The organism is Janthinobacterium sp. LM6, assembly GCF_002002885.1.
Classification (GTDB): Bacteria; Pseudomonadota; Gammaproteobacteria; order Burkholderiales; family Burkholderiaceae_D; genus Janthinobacterium; species Janthinobacterium kumbetense.
In genome coordinates this window covers 3,720,540-3,747,343 of the sequence record NZ_CP019510.1, presented here as the reverse complement: position 1 = coordinate 3,747,343, position 26,804 = coordinate 3,720,540, and the positions used below count along the sequence as shown (strand labels likewise).

Here is a 26,804-nt window from a genome sequence, read left to right as displayed (position 1 = left end):
TGATGAGGAGAATGCGATGCGGCGACGCACGGTGATGGGCGGGCTGGCCTTGCTGCCCCTGGCGGGACAGGCAGTGTCGGCGGTGAAAGCGGCGGGGCCGCCGGCGGCCCTGCGCATCGCCTCGACGGGTTTTGCGGAAAACGGCAAGGCGGAACTGGGCGGCATCGCCTACCGCGTGCAGCAGGAAGGCTGGCTGGCCCGCGAACTGAAGCTGCGCGGTGTCCGGCTGGAATGGCTGCCCGTCACGGGCGACACGGGCGCGACGACGAATGAGGCGTTCGCCAGCGGGCGCATCGACATGGCCGCGTATGGTGACTTGCCGTCCGTCATACTCAACGCGGGCGGCGTGCGCACGCAAGTGATCGTGCCGGCGGGGCGGGGCACGGACCAGTTCCTGCTGGTGCCCACCGGCTCGCGCGCCACGTCCCTGGCCGAACTGAAGGGCAAGCGCATCAGCGTGCACCGGGGCCGGCCGTGGGAACTGGGCTTGCGCCAGCTGATCGCCGACCAGCGCATGTCGCCCACGGATTTCCGCCTGATTAATATGGACCTCAAGCCGGGCACGGCCGCGCTGGCCACGGGCGCCGTCGACGCCTTGTTCATGATCAATGGCTATCCGCTGGAAGACAAGGGCATCGGCCGCATCATCTGGTCCAGCAAGGGCTTGCCGGAACGCAAGATGCGCGCGGAACTGTGGGCACGGCGCGACTTTACGCAAGCCCATCCCGACATCGCGGAACTGGTGGCCACGGCCTGGCTGCGGGCCCAGCACTGGGCGGCGCTCGACGGCAACCGCGAAGCCGTCATCAAGGATGGCACGCGCAATGGAACACCGGACAGCGTGGTGCGCCGCAGCTACGACGATCCGGGCTTGCAGTGGAAGGAGCGCTGGTCGCCCCTGTACGACGACGCCGTGTACCGCCATTACCGCCGGGTGCTGGCGTTTGCGCAGGAACAAAAACTGATCCGGCAACCGTTGACGGCGGAAGAATTGCTGGAACCGCGTTTTGTCGCGGCCGGCTTGAAAAAGCTGGGTCTGGCCAATTACTGGGAACCGGCCAAGGTGTAGCGTCAGCGCGGGACGTGGCTCAATGCGGCAGGCACACGCGTCCCGCCACGTTGATCACGTCGTCGCCCGCATGCGCGCGCAGTTGCAGCAGCATCAGGGCCACGCCCAGCATCAGCGCGGCTGCGCAGAGTTTCTTGTGCATCGTCTTTTCCGTTTTCACTATCTATGGGGGTGTTCAGCGATATTATTGCCGAAATTCATGTGTGCGGGCTGAGCTTGTGCCAAGCGTGCTTTACAATTATGCATCTTGCGCATCCGCGCCATCTGAATGCTATGCATAGTATGTGAAGGGAATGACAAGCCTGTGACTTCCAAGCCGATCAAGATCGCCGCCACCGTTGTCGTGGCACTCGCCGCTGGGGCCGGCATTTATACGTACACCCGTCCCGCCGCCACCGCCGCGCCGGGCGCTCCCGCCGCGGGCAGTCCGGCCGCCGCGCCCCAATCGACCGTCGACACGGCCGCCGTGGCCGCCCAATTCCGCGACTTGCTGGCCAACTTCCGCAAGATTATCGTGCTGCTGGCCGACGAGCAAAGTCTGCCGGAAGGCGCGCGCGACGAAGCGCGTAAAGTGGGGCAGGCGCTGTTCCATGAAAACCAGGAACGCATCGCCAGGCTCGATCTTGCGCTGGATCAATTGACGGCACCCACCAATCCGGGCCGCTTCGAGGCGCTCGACAGCTTATTGACGTATATCGAATCCGATCCCGGCCTGTACGACGCGGACCGTCTGGCTTTCCGCGAACTGCTGCAAAGCATGCTGGCCGACGTGGCCAAGGATTCGTCCTTGCCGGCCATCAAGCTGCACAAGCGCATTTCCGAAGACCTCGACGCGCTGGGCGAGATCGAGCGTAATTACGAGAAGGAAATCCGGCAAATCTTCGGCAACCTGGGCCAGCGCGCCATCGAACTCAAGCGCGAACGGTGGGACGATTATGTGGCACAGCTGAAAAAGCTCTACAGCCGCGAACAGATCCTCAAGGAAAACGGCATTGTCGTACCGTATGCAGTACCTCCAGCCGGTTCTGTGCCCGAAGCCAAGCCGGTGCCAAAAAAAGATGAGGCGGAAATCTTCGGCCTCGGCTTGCCGAAGAAAACCATCGTGCTGACCTTCGACGACGGCCCGCACCGCCGCTACACGGAAGAAATCAGCGCCATCCTGAAACAGTATGGCGTGCCGGCCGTGTTCTTCAACGTGGGCCGCAATCTGGGTAGCCTGGATGCGCAAGGCCACGCCAAGCTGGGCGCGGGCGCGGAAGTGAGCCGCAAGCTGATGAAAGAGGGCTATGCCGTGGGCAACCACAGTTTCAGCCACGCCCAATTGTCGAAACAGACGGGCGACAAGCTGAAGGGCGAAATCCTCGGCACCGATACGCTGTTGAAGGCCATCAGCCCCGAGCGGGCCGCGCTGTTCCGCTTTCCGTATGGCGCGCGCAACAGCGAAGGCATGGCCGCGCTGGCCGATGCGCACTTGAAATCCGTGATGTGGAATATCGATTCGCTGGACTGGGCCGACCCCGTGCCCAGTTCCATCACGAACCGGGTGCTGGCGTCCGTCGACAAGGCGGGGCGCGGCATCGTCCTGTTCCACGACATCCATGAGCGCACGGTGAAAGCCTTGCCTGCCGTGCTCGACAAGCTGATCGCCGAGGGCTATCAATTCGCGGGCTGGGATGGCACGAGCTTCCAGGTGGCGAAAAGCACGGCCCCGGCGCCGGAAAAGGTGCCCGTCACCACCGGTTACGCCAATTCCTGGGCCGTGGTGATCGGCATCGACGATTATGCGAAATGGCCGAAACTGCAATATGCGGTGCGCGATGCGCAAGGCATCCGCGAGACGCTGATCGAGAAATTCGCGTTTGCGCCCGAGCGCGTCGTGACCCTGAAAAATGGCGAAGCGACGCGCAACAATATCCTGGCCGCCTTCCACGACAAGCTGGCGCATGGCGGCGTGCAAAAGAATGACCGCATCTTCGTCTTCTTCGCCGGCCACGGCGCCACGCGCAAGCTCAGCTCCGGGCGCGACCTCGGCTACATCGTGCCTGTCGATTCCGACCCGGCGCAGTTCGCCACGGATGCGATTCCAATGACGGAAATCCAGAATATCGCGGAATCCCTGACGGCCAAGCATGCGTTCTTCGTCATGGATGCCTGCTACAGCGGCCTGGGCCTGACGCGCGGCGCCGGTTCCAGTTCCTTCCTGCGCGACAATGCCAAGCGCATCGGCCGGCAAATGCTGACGGCGGGCGGCGGCGACCAGCTGGTGGCCGACGGCGGACCGAACGGCCACTCCGTGTTCACGTGGACCCTGCTGCAAGGCCTGGCGGGCAAGGGCGACCTGAACGGCGACGGCCTCATCACGGCCACGGAACTGGCGGCGTATGTGGCGCCGGCCGTGTCCAGCGTGTCGAACCAGACGCCCGCATTCGGCAGCTTGCCCGGCTCGGAAGGGGGCGATTTCGTCTTCGAATTGCCGGGCGAGACGGAATTCCTCAGCCCGAACACGACGCAGCTGTCGACGGAAGCCATCGCCCTGAACAGCAAGCTCGATGCCAAGCCGCAAACGGCCAGCGTCACGGTGAAGGATTTGCAGGGCGGCGAACAGAAGATCGTCACGCCGGGCGCCGTGCCGACGTCCACGCGCCAGTTGGCGCAGCGGGCCAACGACCGTGGCTTGCAGCTGTACAAGGAGAAACAATACGCGGCGGCGGAAGCGCAATTTACGGAAGCGCTGAAATTGCGCCCCGACTTTGCGCTGGCGGCGAACAACCTGGGTTTTGTCTTCTACAAGCAGGAAAAATACCGCGAAGCGGCCCGCTGGTTTGAAAACACGGTCAAGATGGATCCGTCGCGCGCCATTGCCTACCTGAACCTGGGCGACGCGTATGCCAAGGCCGGCGATGCCGCCAAGGCGAAAGCGGCCTATAAAACCTATCTGGAACTGGCGCCGACGGCTTCGACGGCGCCGGCCGTGCGGCAAAAGATGGAGAAGCTGTAAGCGTGTGCGGCAGCGTGCCCATCGTCTACGTATTTGCCTGCAACGGGCGCTTTCCCAGCTGGGAAGCGCTGCAGGCCTTCCTTGTGCCCACGTACACGGAAGACGGCGATGCCGTGCCGTCGCCATTCTTTCTGGAAACGGGCCTCACGTCCTATGAGCCGGCCTGTTTCGAGAGCGCCATGCTGGCGTCGGCCGCACCGCTGGCGCAGCTGCTCGACGGCGTGTCGTATGGCGACAGCTGGCTGGCGCAGGCATGCGCGGACGCGCAGGCGCAGGGCGTGCTGGCCGATGCCAGCGTGTGCGTGTTTGCGCCGAACCAGCTGGCGCACCCGCAGCGCAGCTCACTGCATTACGTGGGCAGTTACCGTTACCGGGTGGATTGATCGCCGTCCTGGTGTTGTTCATGTAGTAACTTGTTGACGCTGGCCAGCAGGCTGGTGCCCGAGGTGGTGATGAAGCGGGCGCCGGCCGCCTCCGCTTCCACGCCGTAACTGGCCACCGTATCCTTGCTGCAATACACGATGATGGGTAACGCGGGCTGCGCCTGCCGCACTTCGCGCACCGTGCGCACGCCCGCATCCTTGATGCGCCGGCGGTTTTCCACCCGCGCCATGTCCGTGATGAGCAGCGCATAGGGCTTCTGTTGCAGCATGGCCAGCGCCTGCCGCGTCGAGACCGCCTGGTCCACCTTGATGTTTTCCCGTTCCAGCTGTTCCACCAGCAAGGTATTGTTGCGCGGATGGTCGTCCAGCCACAGCACCAGGCTGGCGGGTTTTTTCTCCGCCGGCATGCCGGCCAGGGCCGTGACTGCCTCGCCCTCGCACGGCGGATGGGCCAGCAACAGCTGCGTCACGGCTTCCTGCATGTCCTCGAGCGATTTTTGCTGCAAGCGACTCAGTTCAGTCACTTCGATTTCCTTGCCGCTTTGCAAGCGCACGGACTCGTTCTTGACCATGCTGTCGGCGCGCTTGATCATGATGGACAGGTAAATACGCGTGAGCAGGTAGCCGATCAGAAAACCATGCACGGAAAAGAACAGCATGATGCCGCCCACGACGGCCATGGCCGTGGGCGTGTCCGTGTCCAGGCTCGGTGCGATGAAGGCGGCCATGTTGCGCGCGCTGCCGGGCAGGCTTTTGAGCTCGATCAAGCCCACGCCGACGATGATTTTCGTCAGCCAGTCCGACACTTCCACCAAATTCGAATTGATTTCCATGGGCGTGGGCGTGCCCAGGAACAGGGTATTGCTGGCGTTGCCCGTCGCCGCATCGGCTCCGGCGGCCGGCGGCTCGTCCGTGGGGCGGTCCTTGCCATTGCTGCGCTCGTCGTGCGGCGCCATGTTGACGGTGCCCGAGGGCAGGGTGCGCGGTATGCCGAACAGGAATCCCAGCAGCATGCCGCTGACGCAAAAGCCCAGGCTCCACAGCAGGGCCGGCACGGCATGGTAGTAGGGCGGCAGCATGGCGCCCGCCAGCACGGCCAGCAGCCCCGCCAGCAGGATGAACAGCAGGATATACGGCAGCACGTCGCGCTTGCGCACGTCGGAGGGGGGATTGCTTGCCTTGCCGGTGCTGTCGTTCAGGTTCACGGTCGCTCCTTGAACAGGCTGAATCCAGGCGCCCATCCGCCGCGTATATATAGCCAGCAGAAGCCTGTACTGACATCATAAAAAGGGGAGACGCGATGCTATTGAGAAAACGCAAACTGGTGGCAGCTTGTGCACTGGCATTGTTGGGCATGGGGCGCCAAGTGGCGGCGCAAGTTCCGGCCGACGGGGCCACAGCGGCCGAAGCGTCGCGCACCGTGCGCGTGACGGGCCACTATGACAACGCCGTCGGCACGTCGGACGCGGCCAGCCAGGGCGTCATTACCAATGAACTGATCGTCAACCGGCCCGCCTTGCGCACGGGAGAATTGCTGGAGTTCGTGCCGGGCCTGATCGTCACCCAGCACAGCGGCGACGGCAAGGCCAACCAGTATTTCCTGCGCGGTTTCAATCTCGACCATGGCACGGATTTCGCCACCCACGTCGACGGCATGCCCGTCAACATGCGCACGCATGCGCATGGGCAAGGCTATTCCGACCTCAATTTCCTCATTCCCGAACTGGTGCAGCGCATCGATTACAAGAAGGGGCCGTATTTCGCCGGCGAAGGCGATTTTTCCTCCGCAGGCAGCGCCCGCATCCGCCTGGCCGACAAATTGCCGCAAGGCCAGGCCAGCGTATCCGTCGGCCAGCACGGCTATGTGCGCGGCGTCGTGGCCGATTCGGCCGCTGCCGGGCCTGGCACCTTGCTGTACGGCCTGGAAGTGAACCGCAACAACGGTCCCTGGGACGTGCCGGAAAACGTGCGCAAATACAGCGGCGTGCTGCGCTACAGCCAGGGCACGCCGGACGACGGGTTCAGCGTGACGGGCATGGCGTATCGCAACAGCTGGAACGCCACGGACCAGGTGCCGCTGCGCGCCGTGGTGTCGGGCCAGATCGGCCGTTTCGGCTCGCTGGCGCCCAGCGACGGCGGCGACACGTCGCGCGCCAGCCTGTCGTACGCGCAGCGCCGCCGCACGGAAAACCGGCTGTTCGAACTGGATGCCTACCTGATCCGCTCGCAACTGGAACTGAACAGCGATTTCACCTATTTCCTCGCCAACCCGGCCACCGGCGACCAGTTCCAGCAAAGCGAGCGGCGCACGGTGGCGGGCGTGAACGCGGCCGAAAGCTGGAGCACGGAGCTGGCGGGACTGCCCATGCGCAACAAGGTCGGCGTGCAGGCGCGCTACGACCGCTTGTCGCCCGTGGGCCTGTACAACACGGCGGAACGGGTGCGGCAGAGTACGGTGCGCGAAGACAGCGTGCGCGAGGCCAGCATCGGCCTGTACGGCGAAAACACCGTGCAATGGCTGCCGTGGCTGCGTTCGGTGGCGGGCTTGCGCTACGACGCCTACCGTTTCAAAGTCGATAGCAGCATAGCCGGCAACAGCGGCGCGGCGAACGACCACGTGGTGTCGCCCAAGCTGTCCCTGATTCTTGGCCCTTGGAGCAAGACGGAATTTTTCGTGAACTACGGAAAAGGTTTCCATAGCAACGATGCACGGGGCACAACGCAGACGCGGCTGCCTGACGGGCAAGCTGCCACGCCCGTGACGCCCCTGGTGCCGACGAAAGGCGTGGAACTGGGCGCGCGCACGGAATGGCTGCCGGGCGTGCAAAGCTCGCTGGCCCTGTGGCGCCTCGATATCGCGTCGGAACTGCTGTTCGTCGGCGACGCGGGCGGGACGGAAGCGAGCCGCGCCAGCCGCCGCCACGGCATCGAGTGGAACAACCATTACATTGCCGCGCCGTGGCTGCTGTTCGACCTGGACCTGGCCGCTTCGCGCTCGCGCTATACGCAAAGCGATCCGGCGGGCAACCATATCCCCGGCGCCATCGACAAGGTGGCTTCGTTCGGCGTAACGGTGACGGACCAGGGCCCGTGGTCGGGCGCTTTTCAATTGCGCTATTTCGGCCCGCGTCCCTTGATCGAGGACAATAGCGTGCGCTCCGCTTCGACGACACTGGCGTATGCGCGCCTGGCGTACCAGCTCAACCGCAAGACGCGGCTGTCGCTCGACGTGTTCAACCTGTTTAACAAGCGCGCCAGCGATATCGATTATTACTATGCGTCGCGCCTGCCTGGCGAAGGGGCGGACGGGGTGAACGACCGGCATTTCCATCCGGTCGAACCCCGTTCCGTACGCCTGACCTTGTCATATGCGTTCTGATAACGGTAGACTGGGGCATGGCAGATCATTTAGTAAATACCAGCAAATTCCTTTCCCTCATCCTGCGCCACGCCCCCGAAAAAATCGGCCTTGCACTCGATACCAACGGCTGGGCCGACATCGGCCAGTTGCTGGCGCAATCGGCCCGGCATGGCCGTCGCCTTTCCCGTGAACAATTAGAGGACGTGGTGGCGCGCGACAGCAAGACGCGCTACGCCATCAGTGGCGACGGCTTGCGCATCCGCGCCAACCAGGGCCATTCCCTGGCCGCCGTCGATATCGCTCTGCCGCCCGCCACGCCGCCCGCCATGCTGTACCACGGCACGGCCAGCCGCTTTGTCGAGGCGATTCGTGCCGGCGGTCTGCTGCCGGGATCGCGCAATCACGTGCACCTGTCGTCCAGCCGCGAAACGGCCGTGGCCGTCGGCGGACGCCATGGCAAGCCCGTCGTGCTGACGGTGGATGCGGCCGCCATGCAGGCGCAGGGCCACGTGTTTTACGTGTCGGCCAATGGCGTGTGGCTGGTTGATACCGTGCCGGCGGGAGTTATCGGCTTTCCCTGAAGGGCGCTTCCACGCCCGAATACGCCAGCACGGCATCGGGCAGCCTTGCCCCTTGTACCCGAATGGCGGCCACGGCCTGGTTCAATTCCGCTATTTCCGCAGCTGTAAACCGAACGGCGGCCGCGCCCAGATTGTCTTCCAGGTGCGCCATCTGCGTGGTGCCGGGAATGGGCACGACCCAGGGCCGCTGCGCCAGCAGCCAGGCCAGGGCAATTTGCGCCGGTGTCGCCTGCTTGCGCAGGGCCCAATTTTTTACCAAGTCCGCCAGCGCCAGGTTGTGCGGCAGGTTTCCCGGTGAGAAACGCGATTCGATTCGGCGGATGTCGCCGTCGGCAAAGCGGGTTTTCGCGTCGATGGCGCCCGCCAGGAAGCCGACGCCCAGCGGGCTCCACGGCACGAAACCGATGCCGAGTTCCTCGCACAGGGCCAGCACGCCATCTTCCGGCCCGCGCCACAGCATCGAGTATTCGCTTTGCACGGCGGAAACGGGCAGGGCGGCATGGGCGCGCCGCAGGGTGGCTAATCCCATTTCCGACAGGCCCCAGTGCAGCACTTTGCCTTCGCGCATCAGGTCCTGCACGGCGCCGGCCACGTCCTCGATCGGCACTTGCGGGTCCACCCGGTGCTGGTACAGCAAGTCGATGCGGTCCGTGCGCAGGCGCTTGAGCATGCCGTCGACGACCAGCTTGACGTGATCGGGGCGGCTGTTGGTGCCGGGGCGGCGCTCGCCCGTCTGCTGGTCGATATTCCAGCCGAATTTGGTGGCGATGACGACGTCATTGCGGAATGGCGCCACACCTTCGCCCAAAATCCTCTCCACCTCGTGCGGGCCGTAGGCCTCGGCCGCGTCGAACAAGGTGACGCCCCGTTCGTAGGCCGTACGGATGATGCGATGCATTTCGGGACGGCCGGGTATCGTCGTCTGGTAGGTGCGGCTCATGTTTTGCACGCCCAGGCCGATGCTCGATACTTCCAGCGTGCCCAGCTTGCGGCGGTTCGCCAGCGCTGCTGGCGCCATAGTCTGCACCACCTGGCCTTGCGCCTGGCCGATCAACGGCGCGGCGGCCAGGCCGCCCGCCGCCAGCAGGAAGCCGCGGCGGCCCGTGCTTGTATCTTTTGTTGGCATGTGTGTTTTCCCTTAAATATCAAGCTTGCGTTCGGCCATCCACTGGACGATGGCGGGATCGCGGTGCGAAAAGAAGCTGCTGACGCCCGTTTCAAGCGTGGCGATGGCGGCCATGTCCGCTTCATCGAGGTCGAAACCGGCGATGTCCAGGTTTTCCGCCATGCGTTCGCGGCGCACGGTCTTGGCCAGCACGGCGATGCCGCGGTGCGTCAGCCAGCGCAAGACGATTTGACCCACGGACTTGCCGTGCTTGCCGGCGATGCCCAACAGCAACTCATTGTGGAACAGGTGGTTGCGGCCCTCGGCGAATGGCGCCCACGCTTGCGGCTGCACGCCGTGCTCGAGCATGAAGGCCACGCTGTCCGCCTGCTGGTGGAAGGGGTTGATCTCGATCTGGTTGACTGCGGGCGCGATGTCGTTGAATGCGATGAGGTCCATCAAGCGGTCCACATGAAAATTGCTCACGCCGATGGCGCGCAGCTTGCCGCTGCGATACGCATCCTGCATGGCGCGCCAGGATCCGTGCACGTCGCCGAACGGCTGGTGGATCAGGAACAAGTCCAGGTAATCGAGCCGCAGGCGTTGCAGCGACTGGTCGATGGCTAGTGCCGTGCGCTCGTAGCCCGTGTCCTGCACCCACAGCTTGCTGGTGACGAACAGCTCTTCGCGGGCCACGCCGCTATGCCGGATGCCCTGGCCGACGGCCGCTTCGTTCAGGTAGGAAGCGGCCGTGTCGATCAGGCGGTAGCCGGAGGCGATGGCGTCGATGACGCTGCGCTCGCATTCGGCGGGGTCGGGAATCTGGAAGACGCCGTAGCCGGCGACGGGCATGGCGATGCCGTTATTCAGGGGGAGGCGGTGCATGGCTGGCTCCTTCGGTAATTGACAGGAGCTACTCTAAGGCGACATCCACTCGTTGATAAGCCGTTGTAATCGACATAGGCTTATAAGCCGTACTAATGAATCTGTCCCTTCATGCGCTGATCAGCCTGATATCGGCCACCCGCTCCACCAGCCACACGCAAGCGACCAGGGCGATGGCCAGCGAGCCGACGGTCAGCACTTGCCGGTACAACCACGTCTTGCGCAGCAGCCAGGCGAGCGGCAGGAAGGCGGCGACGATGGCCAGCTGGCCGATTTCCACGCCCACGTTGAAGCCGAACAGGCTGGCCAGCAGGGAACCCTGCGGCAAGCCCAGGTCGCGCAGCACGCTGGCGAAGCCGAAACCGTGGATCAGCCCGAATACGAAGGCGGCCACGGGGCGCTTGCCGCGGAACAGGGGCAGCAGGTTGTTCAGCGCGGCCAGGATCACGGAAGCGGCAATCGCCGATTCCACCCAGCGCGACGGCAGCGAGACGAGCGACAGGCTGGCCAGGGTCAATGTGATGGAATGGGCCAGCGTGAACGCCGTGACGACCTTCAGCACGTCATAAAAAGCCGTTTTCAGGCCTTGCCGCTGGTCGCGCAAGCCAGGCAGCAGCACGGCCGGCAGCAGCAGCGACAGCAGGAACAGGATATGGTCGTAGCCGATCCAGATATGCCAGATGCCGTGTTTGACATACGCGCCGAACTGGGCCAGGCGGTCGGGCGCGGCCAGGGACAGCGTCTGGCGCGGGCTGTCCGGGTCGAAGATGGCCGTTTGCGTGGCGCCGCCGCTGTCGATCTTGAACAATCCCTTGTGCTGCGGGTCAAGGTCGGCGAACAGCGTGTAGCCGATGCTTAAGGTGGCTGGCGCGGCGTTGCCGGGGCAGGTGGCCGCAAAGCGCAGCACGCTGTAGGCGCCGTCCGTATGCCGGTCGATCAGCTGCTCGACGGCCTTCAAGGGGCAGACGCCCCGGTCGCTGGCCAGCTGCAGGCGCTGCAGCGCGTAGGCGGCGATCGTCGCGTGGCGCGCGCGGATTTCATCCCAGGTCAGCGCGCCGTCGCCATTGCCATCGAGGCCGATGGCGAAATCGAGGTCGCGCAGGGCGATGTCCCATTGCCCGTCGATCTGCTGGCCGTGCACGGCCAGGCGCAGGTAGCTGTCGCTGGGCTTGTGCGCTTGCGCGGGGGCCAGCCAGGCGCACAGGGTGAGCAGCAACGCGAGCATGCGGGCGTTCACAGCGCACCTGCTTTCTTTGCGGCACTAAGTTTTTGCCCATCCTGCGGCCCCAGCTGCCTGACGAGGCGCTGCAGGGCCACGTCTTCCACGCCATGCGCGGCGATCCAGGCCAGCACCGGTTGCGCCGCGGCGTAGTTGCGCGCGGCCACGGATGCTTCCAGCAAGATGCGCATGTCGGGTACTTCCTTCTGGATGGCCCAGTTTTTCTGCGCCAGTTGCAGGGCGGCCGGCACATCCTGTTGCAAAAACAGGGCGAAACGGGCCTGTTCCCGCTGGTGCACGGTGTCGCCGCGTTGCATGGCGGCATTGAAACGGGCCGCCAGTTCCGCCTTTGCCGCCAGGAACGGCGCTTGCTGGCCGGGCAGTGCCTGCAGCGCCAGCGCGTAACGCAGCAGCAGGGCGTCGATGCGCTGCTGCTCTTTCAATAACCTGGCGACTTCCTGCGGGCGCTGCCGGTCGAGCAGGAAATCCGCGTACGCACCCAGCAGATAGCTGTCGCGCGGCTGCCGCGCCAGCGCCTGCTGGTAGCGCGCCTCGGCCAGCGCTGCCTCTCCGCGCCGCGTGGCCATTTCCGCCAGCAGGGTTGCGGCCCAGCTGTCGAGCTCGGGCGCCGCGCCGGTGCTTCTCTGCAGGGTCAGGTCCAGCAGGCGCTCGCTGTTGGCGGCCCGGCCCGTGACGCTGGCGATACTGGCAAGGCAGGTGACGGTGACGAGCTGCGTCGTCAAGGCGGACAGGCGCGCGCAGGCCGCCGTCGCCTGGGCGTAGTCGCCCTGCACGGTGAGGACGGTGGCGCGCGTCAGCCAGGCCTGGCCGTTTTGCGGCTGCTGCGCGATGACAGCGTCGAGGTCTTGCAGGGCGAGACCGAACTTGTGGGTGCTTTGCAATATGGTGGCGCGCAGCAGGCGCACGGCGACGGGCGGCGCCGCTTGCCGCCACCAGGGGGCCAGCGCCGCCTGCGCGTAGCCCAGGTAGCGCGGGTCCGTTTCGCTGCGCGCCAGGGCAATGTAGCGCTGGGCCAGGCTGGTGGCCAGGGCAAGGTCTTGCGGCGTGTCATTCAGTTGCTGGCGCAGGCCGCGCAAGGCGAGCTGCGTGGCGTCGGCGCGGCGCGGCAATTGCTCGATGACGGCGCTGCCGTCTTTCGGCGTGTAGGGCGCGGCCAGCACCAGCACGGGCAGGCAGGCGCACAGCAGGGAAATCGGTGTTTTCATCGTGGACGCCATCGACGGTGGAGTAGGGCGGCAAGGGCGGACGCCGGAGACCGCTGTCTCCGGCGCCCGCACTCAGTGACTGCGTATTACAGCGGTACCGGCTCCGTATTTTCCGGAGAGGTCGCCACGATGGCGTCGATGGCGACGCCGTCCTTGTCATCGCTGGTGGTCAGGATGACGTTGCTGACGGCCACATAGAAGGCGTCGAGCAAGACCACGGGCGGAGGGGTGACGCCGCCGTCGCCGTTATCGCCGCCGTGGCTGCTGCCGCCGCCACCGCAGCCGGCCAGCAGGGTGGTGAGCGCCAGGGCGCCGCATGCATGGAGCTTTTTCATCGTATTCTCCTCGTAGGCTTACAGTTGCGGCGAACCGGCGACAGGGTTTTTCAGGTAAGGAAAACCTGCCGTGAAGTAGGTTTCATCGAGGAAAGCGCCATCCGTGAAGTGCAGGGCGCCGGCCGGGGCGTCGGCCGGGGCGCAGCCGATGTTCAGGGTGCACAGCTTGCCCATGGCCACGCGCAGCACCACGTCGACCACGTCGTCGCCGGGGCGGCGGCCGTTCGGGAAGCCCGCGCTGTCGCCGTCGATGACGCCCAGGCGCTTTTGCGCGCCCACGGCGGTGGGCGCGATCGAAGTGTTCAGGCGCAGCATTTCGGACGCCGTCACGGTGACGGGCTGGTTCACGCCCTTGATGCCTGTCAAGAAGGCGGCCACCAGGTCGTTGCGGGGGAAGTTGGTGGGCGCCTTGGCGCCTGCCGAGCCGAACAGCACTTCCACCAGGGCCGGCACGGTGGGATTTTTCACGTAGTCGGCAAATTGCGCATCGCCCGACGGCTTGCTGGCGTTGAAGCGGTCCTTGTCCTTCAGGCCGATCACCACTTCATTCACCAGCGGCATGCCCAGCCGCGACACTTGCACCCAGGCGCCGCCTTCCTTCGATGCCGGAATGGCGCCCGGTGCCGGGTTCAGCAAGCGTCCCTGGCGCAGGCTGGCCGTGGTCCAGCCGCCGATGACGGGGTCGTTGCCCGCCGTCAGGCAGGCGGTCGGCACTTCCATCTCGATGGCCGTGACGTTCTTGCGTGCCAGGTCATCCCTGGCGGCCGACTCCGCATTCGCGGCGAATTCCGTGGCGGGCGCCTTGATGTTGATCAAGTCGAACGTTTCGCCCAGGTTCACGACGAACGGGTCCTTGCGCTGGCCGACGAACATGCGCGCCGGCGTGGCGCAGCCGGGAATATTGACGGCATACACATGTTGCGCGGCATACGCGGCGTAGTTGGGGATGGCCTTGTTGCCGATATTGTCGACGGGCTTGTCGAAGGTCGTGCCGCCGCCGCTGGCGTTGGTGACGGCGCTCCTGGTACCCGTGCGCCGGTCGCCCCGCACCACGGTCACGCTGTACGTTTCGCGCACGTTCAGGCCGGCCGGGTTGACGCTGTCGATGGCGCCGCCGTTGATGACGAGCGGAATCGAGACTTTCTTGCCGCCCACGGTGAACTGGCCATCCTTGATGGTGTTGGTGAAGCGGAACTGGAAGGTGAGGTCTTCCTTGCCGTCGCCATTGTTGTCGATATGGATTTCGTACAGGGCGTTGGGGTCCATGGCGAAATAATTCGGGCCGCCATAGGCATCCTGCAGGGGAAGGTAGTCGGCCACCAGGGTGGTGTAGGCGCCGCGACCCGCCTCATAGCTGCGGAACATATAGAAGTCGGTGGCGTCGACTTTGGGGTTTTGCGTGATGAATGGCGCTTCGCGGTGGCTGGAAGCGTGGGCCGCTGGCGCGATGGCCAACGTGAAGGATACGGCGAGCAGGTTGCCCATGAGGGCTGCGCCCAGCGCGGTTTTCGAGTGTGACAAGGACATTTCGATTCTCCCGGTTTTTGTTAGCGTTGACAGACAAGTCCAAGAAACTGCAGGCTGCCTGACTTATACGCACGGGGAACGAAAACGGATTCACTGCGTCGAAAAGGAGGTCATTGGCTTACCAGGCCAGCACCTTGGGGCCAAGGGCCGCGCCGATGGCGGTCGGCACCAGCATGCCCAGCACGTACCAGAAACCGACGAAGCTGGCCGCCAGCTCGGGGCAGTGCAGGCAGTAGACGAGGGCCGCCACGGCGCCGGCCGCGAAGCCGGCAGCCGCGCCCGCCAAGCGCAGGCGCGTGGGCGCCAGCTGGCGCATCAGGCGCAGCACGGCGGCCAGGATGGGCAAGGAAAGGGTGGCGATCAGCAAAGGGCAGCTGCGCCAGGTGGCGCCCCAGAACAGTTCGGCGCGCTGCCCGGGCGGGGCTTCCTGCAGGATGAGGGCGCCCAGCCCCCACATCAGCAACAGGGGCAGGGCGAGCAGCAGGGGCAGGGCGCGCGTCGGCGCACCGGGCACGCACAGGCGGCGGGTGACTTGCCAGGCCGCCAGGGAGAGGCACATGACGAAACCGACCTTGATCCAGAAGTCGGGCAGCCGGGCCAGCTGTTCCAGGTTGGGCCGCACGCCCAGCAACACGGCCATCAGCGCCACGCTGCCCAGTACGCCGGCGGTCAGAATGCCTGCGGCGCGCCAGCGGGCGCCCGGGGGCGGCGCGGCGGCCACGTCGGGGCCGCTGGCCAGCATGGCGATCAAGTCATCGGTTTTCATGGTGTCGTTATCCTCAAGTTGGCTGCCAGTGCCTTCAAGCCGCGATGCACGGCCACTTTGACGCTGGCTTCCGAAATCTGCATGGCCGCCGCCGTGTCGCGCACGGACCAGCCGTCGAGCTTGGTATGCACGATGGCGTCGCGCTGCTGCGCCGGCAAGCTGGCCAGCAATTTGCCCAGGTCGCGGCTGGCTTCGGCCGCCTCGGCATCGGCGCTGGAAAACAGTTCCTGCGCGCTATCTTCTTCATCGTACGGCAAGTGCTGCGCTTCGCGCCGTCCATGCCGGCGCAGCCAGTCGATCAATTTATAGCGGGCGATCGCATGGAGCCACGACGTCAGCGGCACGCCCGTGTCATACGTCAGCCGCTGGTTGTGGATGGCCAGCAGACACTCCTGCACCAGGTCTTCCACCTCGTCCGGCCAGCGCTGCAGGCGGCGCCGCAGGAATGCGCGCAAATGGCTGCTGCTGGCCTGCAAGAAGCTGCGATACGCCGCCGCATCGCCATCGAGCCCGCGCAGCATCAAGCCATGCAGCCGCAATTCCGTGCCATGCAGGTGCTCGCTTACAGGTATTCGTTGCATGCAGGCCTTTGGTGACAGGCGTTGGAAAAAATAAATTCAAAAATAATTGAGGGTGGCTGTAACCAATCCGGCCGTTGCGGCGAATTGACAGGCAAGCACGCTTCTTCATTCACTATAACGGGTAGTCATCATGCATATCAAGCACCGCCTTGCCGCCAGCCTCGTTCCGCTCTGCCTGTGGACCGCGACGGCACCCGTGTACGCGCAGCTGGCGGCCGGCCAGCGCTGTGCCGTGCAAAGCGGGCCGCAGACGGCGGCGCTGGTGGAGCTGTACAGCAGCGAAGGCTGTTCCAGCTGCCCGCCCGCCGACCAGCGCCTGAACGCCTTGCGCAGGGAAGCGGGGGCGGCCAGCCTGGTCGTGCCGCTGGCCCTGCACGTCACGTACTGGGACCAGATCGGCTGGACGGATCCGCTGGCGCAGGCGCAATTCGATGCGCGCCAGGCCGAATTGCTGCGCCACCAGCCCCGTCACGTGGCGTACACGCCCCAATTCTTTGTGGGCGGCACGGAATTGCGCGGCTGGGATACGCAGCTGCCGGCCGCCATCCGCCGCATCAACGCGACCGCCGCGCCCGTCAATATCAGCCTGTCCGCCACGCCTGGGGCGGGTGGAAAATTATTGCTGGAAGCCAATGCCAGCGCGCCGGACGGGCAGACGGGCGGCCAGCTGTACGTGGCCATCAGCGAAAGCGCCATCGTCTCGAAAGTGCTGCGCGGCGAAAACCGCGGCGCCACCCTGCATCACGATGCGGCCGTGCGCCTGTGGCTGGGACCAGTTGCGCTGGCGCAAGGCCACGCCCGGCTGCGCCGCGAGGTCAACTTGCCCGCCAGCTGGCGCCCGGAGCAGCTGCAAGTGGTCGCCTTCGTGCAGCGTGCCGACAGCAGCGCCATCCTGCAAGCCGTCAGCACGGCATCCTGCGCGAAGGGGGTGATGTGATGAACGGAGAAGCGAGCGTGATCCACCCCGCCTGGCTGCGCCTGACGCACTGGCTCAACGCCGTGGCCGTGGTAGTGCTGGCCGCCAGCGGCTGGCGCATCTACAACGCGGCGCCATTTTTCCCCTTCGAGCTGCCGCGCGCGCTGACTCTGGGCGGCTGGCTGGGCGGCGCCCTGCAATGGCATTTCGCCGCCATGTGGCTGCTGGTGGCCAATGGCTTGCTGTACCTGATCATCAATATCGCCTCTGGCAGGCTGCGGCGCCAGTTCTTTCCCCTGACGCCGCGCCTGCTGCTGGCCGATTTTATCGCCGCGCTGAAGGGCAAGCTGGCCCATGCGGATCCGCGCCGCTACAACATGGTGCAGCGCGCCGCCTACCTGTTCGTCATGCTTGACTGCATCGTGCTGGTGCTGTCCGGCCTGGTGCTGTGGAAGTCCGTGCAGTTTCCCCTCTTGCGCGAACTGATGGGCGGCTACGAGAGCGCGCGCAGGGTCCACTTCATCGCCATGGCGCTGCTGACGGGCTTTGTCGGCGTGCACTTGCTGATGGTGGCGCTGGTGCCGCGCACCCTGGTCGCCATGCTGCGCGGCCGCTGAAGGAGATGATCATGAAAAAAACCATCCTCGTGCCAAGGCAGGGCCAGGCCATGCTGGACGACGCCTTGCGCCAGATCAAGCAGCCGTCGCGCCGTTTGTTCCTGCAGCGCAGCCTGACCCTGGGCGGCTTGTCCTTGTTGACCGGTTGCAACGTCGGCGACCCGTCCGGCATCGAGACAGCCCTGACGGCCGTCTCGCGCTTCAACGACACGGTACAGGGCTGGCTGTTCGACCCGACCAAACTGGCGCCGACGTATCCGGACTCCATGATCACGCGGCCGTTCCCCTTCAACGCGTATTACGGCGAAGATGAAGTGGAAGAGGTCGATGGCGACGCCTGGCGCCTGGAATTGAGCGGCTTGATCGCCGACAGGAAGCCGTGGACCCTGCCGCAGCTGCGCGCCTTGCCGCAGGAAACCCAGATCACGCGCCACATCTGCGTGGAAGGCTGGAGCGCCATCGGCAAGTGGGGCGGCGTGCCGTTTTCCCACTTCCTGAAGCGGGTCGGTGCCGACACGACGGCAAAATACATCGGCTTCAAGTGCGCCGACGATTACTTTACCAGCATCGACATGGCCACGGCCCTGCATCCGCAAACCATCATGGCCCTGACCTACGACGGCCAGGAATTGCCGCCCAAGTACGGCTACCCCATGAAATTGCGCATGCCGACCAAGCTGGGCTACAAGAACCCGAAGCACATCCAGGCCATTTTCGTGACGAATACGTATCCGGGAGGGTATTGGGAGAATCAGGGCTACAACTGGTTCGGCGGCTCTTGAACAATTTTGGCAGTACCCGCAGCACGGCAACAGCTTTACCACCGGGCAATCTTGCCCATATAACCCAGAGACAAGGACATATCATGAAAACCACGTTCAGCACCTTCGCCGCCATCCTCGCATCCGCCATCCTCATGTCGGGCGCCGCGTTTGCCCAGGACGCCATGAAGAAAGACGCCATGGCCAAGGATGCCCCGGCCGATGCCATGCACAAGGATGCCATGGGCAAGGACGGCATGCACAAGCCGATGGCGAAGAAACACATGAAGAAGGACCACATGGCCAAGGATGGCATGGCGAAAGATGCCATGGCAAAAGACGGCATGAAGAAGGATGAAATGAAAAAGGATGGCATGGCCAAGGATGCGATGGGCAAATAAGCGGGCAAGCGAGGTTTTGCATGGGCAGGCGCACCATCCATCGCCGGATGGCGCGCCTGCCGTCGTTTGGCCAGCGGCTTGCTGATGTTCATGGCAATTTGCTAAAATTGAAAACTTATTTAATAGCAATTGCTGGAGTAACGATGCCGATGCATGAAGCAAGCTTCCCATTACGCTGTGCGGCAGCGGTGCTGGCCATCCTGCCCGGGCTTGGCCAGGCGATGCCGGGCGCGACCTGTCCGCCGCAAGTGTATCCGCGCGAGGCGCGCCTGTATGAACTGGAAGGTAAAACGAGCATGCGCTTTTCCGTGGGGCAGGATGGCAAGGTGGCAACGGCATCCGTGGCACGCAGTTCGGGGTGGAAAGTTTTGGACGATGCGGCGCTGAGCAATGTGCGGCAGTGCGTATTTCCTGCCGATAGAGCGGCCAAGGAAAATTTTAGTGTTCAATATGTATGGGACCTGGACGATACCGAGCTCTTGCGTCCCTTGCTGGTACCCGGCAGCTGCCAGCCTTCCCCGCGCGTCCAGGGCTATAACAACCTCGACAAATCGGCCAGCAATGACAGCGGCGTAGTGCTGCGCATGTTTATCGGCAGTGAAGGAGCCCCCGCACGCATCGTGGCCGAAGCGCCAGGCCTGCCAGCGGAACTGGTCGAGGCGGCTGTTGCCTATGTGCAGGGTTGTCGTTTTGCCATCGATCCTGAAGTTGGCGGCACGCGTAGCTGGAGCACGTATGGCAAGGTGCTGCTGCGCCGCCAGGCCCTGTAGTAAGCTTGCACTCTCCATATTGTTTCCCCGCCGAAGTCATGACCGAACCGTCCGCCGCCGCTGTTGCCACCGTATCGTCCCCCTCCGACAAATCGATCCGCCGCCGCTCGCTGTTCGCCGCCTGCAGCGCGCATGCCGTGCATGACGGCTTGACGGATGTGATCTATGTGCTCCTGCCCATCTGGCAGGCGCAGTTTGCCATCAGTTACGCCATGGTGGGCCTGTTGCGCGGTTCCTACTCGGGCATGATGGCCGGATTCCAGCTGCTGGCCAGCCGCCTGGCGAAGCGCTGGGGGCGCGAGCGCATGCTGGTGGGCGGCACGGCGCTGGCCGGCGTCGCCTACCTGATCGCGGGGCAGGCGGGCGGCCTGGCCGTCTTGCTGATCGCCTTGCTGCTGGGCGGCCTGGGCGCCAGCACGCAGCATCCGCTGGCGTCTTCCATCGTCACAGACACGCACGAGGCGGGCGGCGGCGTGAAGGAAGCGCTGTCGCACTACAACTTTGCCGGCGATATCGGCAAGACCCTGATTCCCGCGCTGGTGGGCTTGCTGTTATTGGTGTGCAGCTGGCAAGCGAGCGTCTCCTTGCTGGGCTTGCTGGGCCTGGCGGCGGCCGGCTTGCTGTGGTGGCTGCTGCCGAAACCGGGCGAGCTGCCGGCGGGCGCGAAGAAGGCGGGCAAGACCATCGCCGGCAGCGGCTCGAAGGCGAGCTTTCGCGCGCTGCTGGCCACGGGCACCCTGGACAGCGCCGTGCGCATGGGTTTTCTCACCTTTTTGCCATTCTTGCTGAAGAGCAAGGGTGCGGGCACGGCCGGCATCGGTGTGGCGCTATCGCTGCTGTTCGTGGGCGGCGCCTTCGGCAAGTTGCTGTGCGGCTACCTGGGCGCGCGCATCGGCATGATGAAGACCGTGTGGCTGACGGAATCGATGACCTCGCTGCTGATCGTGCTGGCCTTGTGGCTGCCGCTGGCCGGCGTCATGGCCATGCTGCCCCTGCTGGGACTGGCGCTCAATGGCACCTCGTCCGTGCTGTATGGCGTGGTGCCGGAATTGGCCGAACCCGGCAAGCGCGAGCATGCGTTCGCCCTGTTCTACACGGGCAGCATCGGCGGCGGGGCGCTGTCGCCCGTGCTGTTCGGCGCGCTGGGCGACCATACGAGCGTGCACATGGCCCTGCTGGCGCTGGCGGCCGTATTGCTGCTGACCTTGCCGCTGGCGTGGAAGGTGCAGCGGGGCCTGGCGCACGGCGGCATCTCATGAAACGGACCGGCAAGACGCCCCGCACGCCTCTGCCGTTGCCACGCGATAAACACGATACGCGGAACGCGCGAGCACTGGTTGCCTTGAGCTGGGAGGAAATCCGTCCAGCCATGCCGCAGATTCTGGAATGGACGCAAGATGTCAATTGGCCGGTGGCCGGCGTGCTCCTGCCGTATCTTGCCGGCATCGGTGTGCGCCTTGCTCCGTATATAAAAACGGTGCTGGCCGGTAATGACGAACCATGGAAGTACTTTATATTGCAGGGCATCGTGCGCCATTCACGGGAGCTGGCATTCGAATTGGACGGGGAATTGCAACGCTTCGCCCATGCACCGACAATGGGAGAACGGGAAGAAGGCGTGGCCGAGGTGGCCCGGGAAATTCTGCAATGCCAGATAATAACTGCGGTCGGCCAGTAATCAGGGGCATTATTGTAAGAAATTAGTATTGAATGTGCGTGCGTGTGGCCATTCCTGTAAGAGATAGGAGACAATCCGGGCCGAATATATTTCGACCTCCGGGTTGTAAAACCCTCCCTATCATTTAACAGGAAGATTACATGGGCAATTTTAGTATCCCGCAAACCAATAAAGCACTCGCCGTGTATTTTCATGGCAAGACGGTGCCTATGCTGTTTGCGGTATTTGCGGCGATCCTGGCGGCAGTGGCAGGTTTTGTCTTGTACCTGAGCACGACCATCCCTCAGAAAACACTGACCGATACGCAGGCCATGACCTTGCGCAATGGCGCCAAGCTGGGCACACACAGCAATTTGACTATTTTGTACGGCACGGCGGCTTTTCTATTGCTGCTCGCCGTGCTGGTGCTGGTCATGCGCGCGATAATGCTCAAGCGGCGGAAAAGCCGTTTTGAATTGCATGAAGACGGTGTGGTGCATGAATTGAACGGCATTCGCAGTTACGCCGCCTTTGCCGATATCGAGGATCTGTATCTGTTTGCCGGCGGTTCCACCGCCATGACCGGCATGATCAATAACCTTGCCTACCGCACGGGCGCCGACCAGCCATGGATATGGGCTACCGGGGAACTCAAGCGCTTTGACGAATTCATGGACGACTTCCGCTCCCGTTACCTGGAATACCGCATGCCCGTCTTGAAGCAAAAGCTGGCGGACGGCGAAAGCGTGACTTTCCGCTATATCAGCAGCGGCGATGTGTACAAGAAGCGCTTGTTCGGTAATTTCCTGAATGTCAAGACACAGGAACTGGCCTTGTCCGCACAGGGCTTGCATGTGGACGGCGTCACCTGGCCTGGCGCCAGCCTGAAGTGCATGAATCAGAATGACTGGACCGAAAGGCTGACGATCAAGGATGCGGCCGGTACGACAGTATTTTCATGCATCGGCACGGGTATCCTGAGTTTCGACCTGTTCGCCAATATGCTGGACGACGAGATTAATCAGGCCGGGTAAAGTTCCCGCGGAAATATGCCTCCCGTTACGGGGAGGCCAGCGACCGGGCTATCCCGGTCGGCGGCCAAATTCAGATAAAAAATGAAAACACATTTACTGTCGAATGACGAATATCAAAAAACGTTTCATGCGCCTATGCTGAAGGTGACTGAAACCGCCAGGGAAGTCGTCGATCTTTGGGCATATGCCGATCTGGTCATCGGCAGTGACTTTGGCGACGCCGCGGACTGGAATTGGCAGGTCGCGCATATTTATGAATCGTCGGATGGAAAGTTTCAGCATATCGGCATTCCCGTTCCCCGCGATGATACTTATTTGACGGTGATCGTCGATATGCACGGCAGAAAAATCCTGGGGCATGTTTTTCTTGATTTGCGCGCCAGGCAGTCAAGTCGCAGTGAGCAATAACAGGGAGCGATTGGTGCTGCATGTCGCATTGGCAAGCTATTGGCAAGCCGGTACGGCATGACTTGCCCGCCAGCACCCTCGTCGACTACACTCGCCGCATGAAAAATTTTGCAAAGCGGCGCGACCGCTATGATTTGTTCCGGGCGTTTGACAATCCCCTAGTCAACATCAACTTCCAGCTCGACGTGCCGGACTTCCGGCCCTGGTGCAAGGAACGGAAAATCCCCGTGTTTCACTTTTTCCTGTTTTGCCTGCTCAATACGGTCAGGGATATCGACAACTTCATGTACCGCATCTACCAGGGCGAAGTGATCCGCATCGACGATTTTCCCGCCTCGTACACCGTCATCAACGGCGACGAGAATCTCAACTACACGCGTTTCGCGATGACGGACCAGCTCGACCTCTTCATCGAACGCAGCCTGGCGGCCAAGCGCTTAGCGGAAGCCAGCGCTGCGCTGATCAATACGGGCGAGGGCGAGACCGAGCGCGAGCAGCGCAACAATATCTTCATCACCTGCCTGCCGTGGCTGGAACTGGCGGCCATCGAACACCCGATCCACCGCCACCGCGACGCCGACATCCCGACCTTTACCTGGGGCAAGTTCGGCCCCGCGCAGCAGGATGGCCGCATGCGGGTGCCGTTTTCCGCGCAAGCCCACCATGGCTTTGTCGATGGATACCATGTGCAGAAACTGGCGCAAGCATTGTCGCAGCGCATCGCTGCCACCATTGCCTAGGCCAGATAGTCGCTGGGCGCCTGTCCCAGCACGCGGCGGAAGGCGGCCGTGAAGGCGCTGGGGCTGGCATAGCCGAGGTCGAGCGCGACACGGGTGACGGCTTGCCCGTCCGCCAGCCGCGTGATGGCCGCCAGCAGGCACGCTTGCTGGCGCCATTGGGCAAAGGCCAGGCCCGTCTGGGCGCGGAATTGCCGCGTAAAGGTGCGCCGGCTCATGCCGGCCTGCGCCGCCATCGCATCGAGGCTGCTGTCCAGGCTCGGTTGCCGCAGCATGTCCATGCACAGGCGCGCCAGCCGGGGTTCCTGCGGCAAGGGCGCGTTCAGGGGCAGGGGGCTGGCGGCGGCAATCTCGTCGAGCAGCAAGGCCATCAGTCGTCCCGCGCGCGATGCTTCCGCATACAAGGCTTCCACGGTCACGGCTTCGGCCAGCAACTGGCGCAGCAGCGGCGAGGCGTCCAGCACCTGGCAGTGGGATGGCAAGCCCATCCCGGCGATGGCCGGTGCGTCGATAAACACGTTGTGCATGGTCACGGCGCCATGCATGCGCATGCCGTGCGAAAGCCGGGCTGGTACCCAGCAAGCCCGTTGCGGCGGCACCAGCCAGTTGCCTTGCGGCGTGTGCACGCTGATGACCCCGCGCGCCGCATAGGCGAATTGTCCGCGCGCATGGCTATGGCTGGGAAAGACGGTATCGGCGGCATGGTCGCGCGCCGTGGCGATCAAGGGGCGGGGTACTTCCGTATAAAAATCATCCATGGCCCATACTCTACAGTATTTGACCTGCCATCGAAGGCGGGCCGCTTGCCGGCCGCTTACCATTACACTCTTTTTCAGGAGTGAACATGCACAATACCTATCATCGCGTGGGCCATGGCCCGCACGCCGTCATCGTCCTGCACGGCTGGTTTGGCGACGCCCACGCTTTTTCTCCGATGGAAGCGGGTCTCGACGGCGGCGCGTTCAGCTATGTCTTCATGGATAATCGCGGCTATGGCGGCATGCGTGGCGCGGCCGGTGAGTATTCGATGGATGAAGTCGCCCGCGACGCGCTGGCCTTGGCCGATGCGCTGGGTTTTGCCACCTTCAGCGTGGTGGGCCACTCGATGGGCGGCATGGCGCTGGAACGGCTGGCCTTGATGGCGCCCTTGCGCTTGCGCAAACTGGTGGCCGTGGCGCCCGTGCCCAGTTGCGGTGTGGCGTTCGACGGGGCGGCGCGGCAACCGTTTCTCGACGCCAGCGGCAACGTGCAGGCGCGGCGCGCCATCATCGACCGCAGCACGGGCGGGCGCTTGCCTGCCGCCTGGCTGGACTGGAAGGCGCAATATTCGTGGGAGAGTGCGGATCGGGCCGCGTTTGCACGCTACTTCCTCGCGTGGAGCGGGACGGATTTCAGTGAAGAAATCAAGGCGGCGCGCGTGGAACTGCCGTTGCTGGCGCTGGTGGGGGAGCATGACCCCCGTTTTGACGCGGCCCTGATGCGCCGCACGTATCTGGCGTGGTACCCGCAAGCCCGGCTGGAGGTGCTGGGCAATGCGGGACACTATCCGATGAATGAAACGCCGCTGGCCCTGGCGGCCAGCATCGAGGCATTCTTGACAGAAAAAGACTAGTTACGCTGCCTTGCTGCGCAGGCGCAGCAGGCTCAGGCCCAGCAAGACGAAGGCGCCGCCCGTGATGCGGTTGAACAGCTTGGCGCGGCCCGGCGTGGCCAGCTGGGTTTTCAGCAGGCGCGCCAGGTTGGCGTAGAACAGGTGGGCCAGCATGGCGCAGGCGACAAACGAGGTCGTCAGCACGGTGAACTGGATGGCCACGGGTTCGCCCGGCGTGATGAATTGCGGAAACAATGCCGAGAAGAACAGGATGGCCTTGGGATTGGTCAGCGCCACCGTCAAGCCCTGGCGAAACAGTTTCCAGAATGAATTTGGATTCGCCGCGCCTTGCACCACGGGCGCATCGGCCACGACGCTGGTTTTGCTGCGCCATTGCTTGATGCCCAGGAACACCAGGTACAGGGCACCAGCCAGTTTCAGCAGCATGAAGGCCGTGGCCGAGGTGGCCAGCACGACGCCCATGCCGGCCATGGCCACGCCGGAAATGATGAACAAGCCGAAACCATTGCCCATGCTGCTGATCATGGCGCGGCGCGGGCCGACGGCGATGGCGTTCGAGATGGCCAGCAGGACGGCCGGGCCGGGAGAAAACGTGACGAGCAGGGCGACGCTGCAGAAAAGCAGCCAGTTCGAGAGATGCATGGGTGTTCCTGGGTGGGGCCGGAGCCGGATTGAGAGTCAAAACACGCTTATTGTACGAAGTTTTCGACTCCCGTGTCGGCTACCCCGGCCCGACACGGGCGAGTGTTATGCAAACAGGCTGGCGACCACATGGTTGATGGCGGCGCCGCCGGCGATCAGCCAGCAGAACAGCAGGCCGGCCAGCAGCAGGGGCTTGATGCCGGCGCGGCGGATGGCCGACATGTGCGTCGTCAAGCCCAGGGCCGCCATGGCCATGGCCAGCAAGGCCGTATCGAACTCGGTGATGGTGGCCACCATGCTTGCCGGCAGCAGGCCCAGCGAATTGAAGGCGACCACGCCGATGAAGATGAAGGCGAACCAGGGGATGGCCAGCTTGGCCGCCTTGTCGTGGCCGCCGTTGCCACTCCGGGCCTTGCTGCGCGCCAAGACCGCCGACAGGATGACGAGAAACGGCGCCAGCATCATCACGCGCACCATCTTGGCGATCACGGCCGCATTCGCCGCCTCTTGCCCGATCGACTTGCCGGCCGCCACCACTTGCGCCACCTCATGCACGGTAGAACCGATGTACACGCCGAACGCGGTGGGCGTGGCGCCCAGCACATGCCAGCCCAGGTTCCACCGGTACAGCAAGGGATACAGGAAGATGGCGATGGTGCCGAACACAACGACGGTGGAGACGGCTACGGTGACATCCTCGCTGCGCCCCTTGACGACGGGCTCGGTCGCCATCACGGCCGCCGCGCCGCAGATGGAGCTGCCCGCGCCGATCAAAATGGCGCTGTTGCGTTCCAGTTTGAATACCCTGGTGCCGAGGAACATGGCCAGGCCAAACGTGGACGCCAGCACCAGCGCGTCGATGGCGATGCCGGCCAGGCCGACCTGGCCGATATCCTGAAAGGTCAAACGGAAGCCGTAGAGGATGATGCCGAGTCGCAATAATGTCTGTTTGGAAAAGGCCACGCCCGCACCGCAGGTGGGCGCCAGGCGGCCATACACGCTGTTACCCAGCACGATGCCGAGCATGATGGCCAGGGTGAGCGCGCTCATGCCGTGGCTTTGCATCCATTCCAGCTTGCCCAGCGCAATGGCGCCCCAGGCGATTACGCCGCTGAGCAGCAGGCCGGGCAGCAGGCGGCCGTAGCGGTCGCTGAAACTTGTTGTATTGGTGCTTGAGAGGGAAGACATGCCGTACTCCATGTTTTTATGCGTA

At 64.0% G+C, this 26,804-nt stretch carries 29 protein-coding genes; 16 read left to right on the top strand and 13 right to left on the bottom strand.

From position 1 onward, the window contains the following. Nucleotides 1-16 precede the first annotated feature (16 nt). The gene (locus BZG29_RS16480; protein ID WP_171985033.1) at nucleotides 17-1,069 is read left to right on the top strand and encodes an ABC transporter substrate-binding protein; all 1,053 of its coding nucleotides are present in this window, start codon (nucleotides 17-19) and stop codon (nucleotides 1,067-1,069) included. A 19-nt stretch (nucleotides 1,070-1,088) separates the two neighbouring features. Here the strand turns inward: BZG29_RS16480 and BZG29_RS28680 are convergent, their stop codons facing one another. After that, entirely contained in the window at nucleotides 1,089-1,211 is a 123-nt protein-coding gene (locus tag BZG29_RS28680; RefSeq protein ID WP_255206395.1) for a hypothetical protein, read from the bottom strand. 162 nt (nucleotides 1,212-1,373) lie between these two features. Between BZG29_RS28680 and BZG29_RS16475 the strand changes: the two genes are divergently transcribed. Together BZG29_RS16475 and BZG29_RS16470 are read left to right on the top strand one after the other, a co-directional pair. Further along, nucleotides 1,374-4,067 (top strand): polysaccharide deacetylase family protein, encoded by a 2,694-nt coding sequence (locus BZG29_RS16475; protein ID WP_150130947.1) that lies wholly within the window; start codon nucleotides 1,374-1,376, stop codon nucleotides 4,065-4,067. A gap of 2 nt (nucleotides 4,068-4,069) precedes the next feature. Continuing rightward, nucleotides 4,070-4,450 carry an immunity 22 family protein gene (locus BZG29_RS16470; RefSeq protein WP_077405020.1) on the top strand — a complete coding sequence of 127 codons (381 nt, stop codon included), beginning with the start codon at nucleotides 4,070-4,072 and terminating at the stop codon, nucleotides 4,448-4,450. Here BZG29_RS16470 and BZG29_RS16465 read toward each other — a convergent pair. Next, nucleotides 4,435-5,655: a response regulator gene (locus BZG29_RS16465; RefSeq protein WP_171985032.1), complete on the bottom strand. Its 1,221-nt coding sequence runs from the start codon at nucleotides 5,653-5,655 to the stop codon at nucleotides 4,435-4,437. The two genes, BZG29_RS16470 and BZG29_RS16465, sit on opposite strands and share 16 nt — an antisense overlap. Nucleotides 5,656-5,804: 149 nt before the next feature. On the opposite strand from BZG29_RS16465, the gene BZG29_RS16460 reads away from it, so the two are divergent. Both BZG29_RS16460 and BZG29_RS16455 read left to right on the top strand, forming a co-directional pair. Then, nucleotides 5,805-7,829 carry a TonB-dependent receptor gene (locus BZG29_RS16460; RefSeq protein WP_253192606.1) on the top strand — a complete coding sequence of 675 codons (2,025 nt, stop codon included), beginning with the start codon at nucleotides 5,805-5,807 and terminating at the stop codon, nucleotides 7,827-7,829. Nucleotides 7,830-7,846: 17 nt separating this feature from the next. Next, nucleotides 7,847-8,392, top strand: a complete 546-nt coding sequence (locus tag BZG29_RS16455; protein WP_077405011.1) for an RNA 2'-phosphotransferase — start codon at nucleotides 7,847-7,849, stop codon at nucleotides 8,390-8,392. Here the strand turns inward: BZG29_RS16455 and BZG29_RS16450 are convergent. From BZG29_RS16450 to BZG29_RS16415, 8 genes are all read right to left on the bottom strand, one after another. Next, entirely contained in the window at nucleotides 8,376-9,518 is a 1,143-nt protein-coding gene (locus tag BZG29_RS16450; protein WP_077405007.1) for an aldo/keto reductase, read from the bottom strand. The two genes, BZG29_RS16455 and BZG29_RS16450, sit on opposite strands and share 17 nt — an antisense overlap. A 12-nt stretch (nucleotides 9,519-9,530) precedes the next feature. Further along, nucleotides 9,531-10,382 (bottom strand): aldo/keto reductase, encoded by an 852-nt coding sequence (locus BZG29_RS16445; RefSeq protein WP_077405004.1) that lies wholly within the window; start codon nucleotides 10,380-10,382, stop codon nucleotides 9,531-9,533. A 109-nt stretch (nucleotides 10,383-10,491) separates the two neighbouring features. Next, on the bottom strand, nucleotides 10,492-11,607 hold the full coding sequence (locus BZG29_RS16440; RefSeq protein ID WP_077405002.1) for a HupE/UreJ family protein: 1,116 nt from the start codon (nucleotides 11,605-11,607) through the stop codon (nucleotides 10,492-10,494). An 8-nt stretch (nucleotides 11,608-11,615) separates the two neighbouring features. Beyond that, nucleotides 11,616-12,827: a hypothetical protein gene (locus tag BZG29_RS16435; RefSeq protein WP_077404999.1), complete on the bottom strand. Its 1,212-nt coding sequence runs from the start codon at nucleotides 12,825-12,827 to the stop codon at nucleotides 11,616-11,618. A gap of 86 nt (nucleotides 12,828-12,913) precedes the next feature. Continuing rightward, nucleotides 12,914-13,162, bottom strand: coding sequence for a hypothetical protein (locus BZG29_RS16430; RefSeq protein WP_077404997.1), 249 nt, complete (start codon nucleotides 13,160-13,162; stop codon nucleotides 12,914-12,916). Between the two features lie 18 nt (nucleotides 13,163-13,180). Further along, nucleotides 13,181-14,689 carry a DUF4331 domain-containing protein gene (locus BZG29_RS16425; protein WP_216350309.1) on the bottom strand — a complete coding sequence of 503 codons (1,509 nt, stop codon included), beginning with the start codon at nucleotides 14,687-14,689 and terminating at the stop codon, nucleotides 13,181-13,183. Nucleotides 14,690-14,807: 118 nt separating this feature from the next. Beyond that, entirely contained in the window at nucleotides 14,808-15,455 is a 648-nt protein-coding gene (locus BZG29_RS16420; protein ID WP_077404994.1) for an NrsF family protein, read from the bottom strand. Next, nucleotides 15,452-16,036 (bottom strand): sigma-70 family RNA polymerase sigma factor, encoded by a 585-nt coding sequence (locus BZG29_RS16415; protein WP_077404991.1) that lies wholly within the window; start codon nucleotides 16,034-16,036, stop codon nucleotides 15,452-15,454. The genes BZG29_RS16420 and BZG29_RS16415 overlap by 4 nt, the downstream gene beginning before the upstream one ends. A 130-nt stretch (nucleotides 16,037-16,166) precedes the next feature. On the opposite strand from BZG29_RS16415, the gene BZG29_RS16410 reads away from it, so the two are divergent. From BZG29_RS16410 to BZG29_RS16365, 10 genes are all read left to right on the top strand, one after another. Then, nucleotides 16,167-16,973: a DUF1223 domain-containing protein gene (locus BZG29_RS16410; protein ID WP_077404988.1), complete on the top strand. Its 807-nt coding sequence runs from the start codon at nucleotides 16,167-16,169 to the stop codon at nucleotides 16,971-16,973. Continuing rightward, nucleotides 16,973-17,569 carry a cytochrome b/b6 domain-containing protein gene (locus BZG29_RS16405; protein WP_077404985.1) on the top strand — a complete coding sequence of 199 codons (597 nt, stop codon included), beginning with the start codon at nucleotides 16,973-16,975 and terminating at the stop codon, nucleotides 17,567-17,569. Before BZG29_RS16410 ends, BZG29_RS16405 begins: the two co-directional genes overlap by 1 nt. Nucleotides 17,570-17,580: 11 nt before the next feature. Continuing rightward, the gene (locus BZG29_RS16400; protein WP_253192605.1) at nucleotides 17,581-18,351 is read left to right on the top strand and encodes a molybdopterin-dependent oxidoreductase; all 771 of its coding nucleotides are present in this window, start codon (nucleotides 17,581-17,583) and stop codon (nucleotides 18,349-18,351) included. Between the two features lie 83 nt (nucleotides 18,352-18,434). Then, complete coding sequence (locus tag BZG29_RS16395; protein WP_077404979.1) at nucleotides 18,435-18,731, top strand: pentapeptide MXKDX repeat protein; 297 nt, start codon at nucleotides 18,435-18,437, stop codon at nucleotides 18,729-18,731. 20 nt (nucleotides 18,732-18,751) lie between these two features. Continuing rightward, nucleotides 18,752-19,501 (top strand): energy transducer TonB, encoded by a 750-nt coding sequence (locus BZG29_RS16390; RefSeq protein WP_077404976.1) that lies wholly within the window; start codon nucleotides 18,752-18,754, stop codon nucleotides 19,499-19,501. A 38-nt stretch (nucleotides 19,502-19,539) separates the two neighbouring features. Further along, on the top strand, nucleotides 19,540-20,760 hold the full coding sequence (locus BZG29_RS16385) for an MFS transporter (protein ID WP_077404972.1): 1,221 nt from the start codon (nucleotides 19,540-19,542) through the stop codon (nucleotides 20,758-20,760). Next, nucleotides 20,757-21,179 (top strand): DUF5071 domain-containing protein, encoded by a 423-nt coding sequence (locus BZG29_RS16380; RefSeq protein ID WP_077404969.1) that lies wholly within the window; start codon nucleotides 20,757-20,759, stop codon nucleotides 21,177-21,179. The genes BZG29_RS16385 and BZG29_RS16380 overlap by 4 nt, the downstream gene beginning before the upstream one ends. 140 nt (nucleotides 21,180-21,319) lie before the next feature. Then, complete coding sequence (locus BZG29_RS16375) at nucleotides 21,320-22,192, top strand: hypothetical protein (RefSeq protein ID WP_253192604.1); 873 nt, start codon at nucleotides 21,320-21,322, stop codon at nucleotides 22,190-22,192. 81 nt (nucleotides 22,193-22,273) lie between these two features. Further along, nucleotides 22,274-22,600, top strand: coding sequence for a hypothetical protein (locus BZG29_RS16370; RefSeq protein ID WP_077404966.1), 327 nt, complete (start codon nucleotides 22,274-22,276; stop codon nucleotides 22,598-22,600). A 98-nt stretch (nucleotides 22,601-22,698) separates the two neighbouring features. Then, the gene (locus BZG29_RS16365) at nucleotides 22,699-23,340 is read left to right on the top strand and encodes a CatA-like O-acetyltransferase (RefSeq protein WP_077409139.1); all 642 of its coding nucleotides are present in this window, start codon (nucleotides 22,699-22,701) and stop codon (nucleotides 23,338-23,340) included. Here BZG29_RS16365 and BZG29_RS16360 read toward each other — a convergent pair. Continuing rightward, nucleotides 23,337-24,095 (bottom strand): helix-turn-helix transcriptional regulator, encoded by a 759-nt coding sequence (locus tag BZG29_RS16360; protein WP_150130946.1) that lies wholly within the window; start codon nucleotides 24,093-24,095, stop codon nucleotides 23,337-23,339. The genes BZG29_RS16365 and BZG29_RS16360 overlap by 4 nt on opposite strands. Before the next feature lie 86 nt (nucleotides 24,096-24,181). Between BZG29_RS16360 and BZG29_RS16355 the strand changes: the two genes are divergently transcribed. Beyond that, nucleotides 24,182-24,949 (top strand): alpha/beta hydrolase, encoded by a 768-nt coding sequence (locus BZG29_RS16355; protein WP_077404960.1) that lies wholly within the window; start codon nucleotides 24,182-24,184, stop codon nucleotides 24,947-24,949. Here BZG29_RS16355 and BZG29_RS16350 read toward each other — a convergent pair whose 3' ends face one another. Continuing rightward, a complete protein-coding gene (locus BZG29_RS16350; RefSeq protein ID WP_070218425.1) occupies nucleotides 24,950-25,591 on the bottom strand; it encodes a LysE family transporter in 642 nt (213 codons plus the stop codon). 105 nt (nucleotides 25,592-25,696) lie between these two features. Then, nucleotides 25,697-26,779 carry a YeiH family protein gene (locus tag BZG29_RS16345; RefSeq protein ID WP_253192603.1) on the bottom strand — a complete coding sequence of 361 codons (1,083 nt, stop codon included), beginning with the start codon at nucleotides 26,777-26,779 and terminating at the stop codon, nucleotides 25,697-25,699. Nucleotides 26,780-26,804 lie beyond the last annotated feature (25 nt).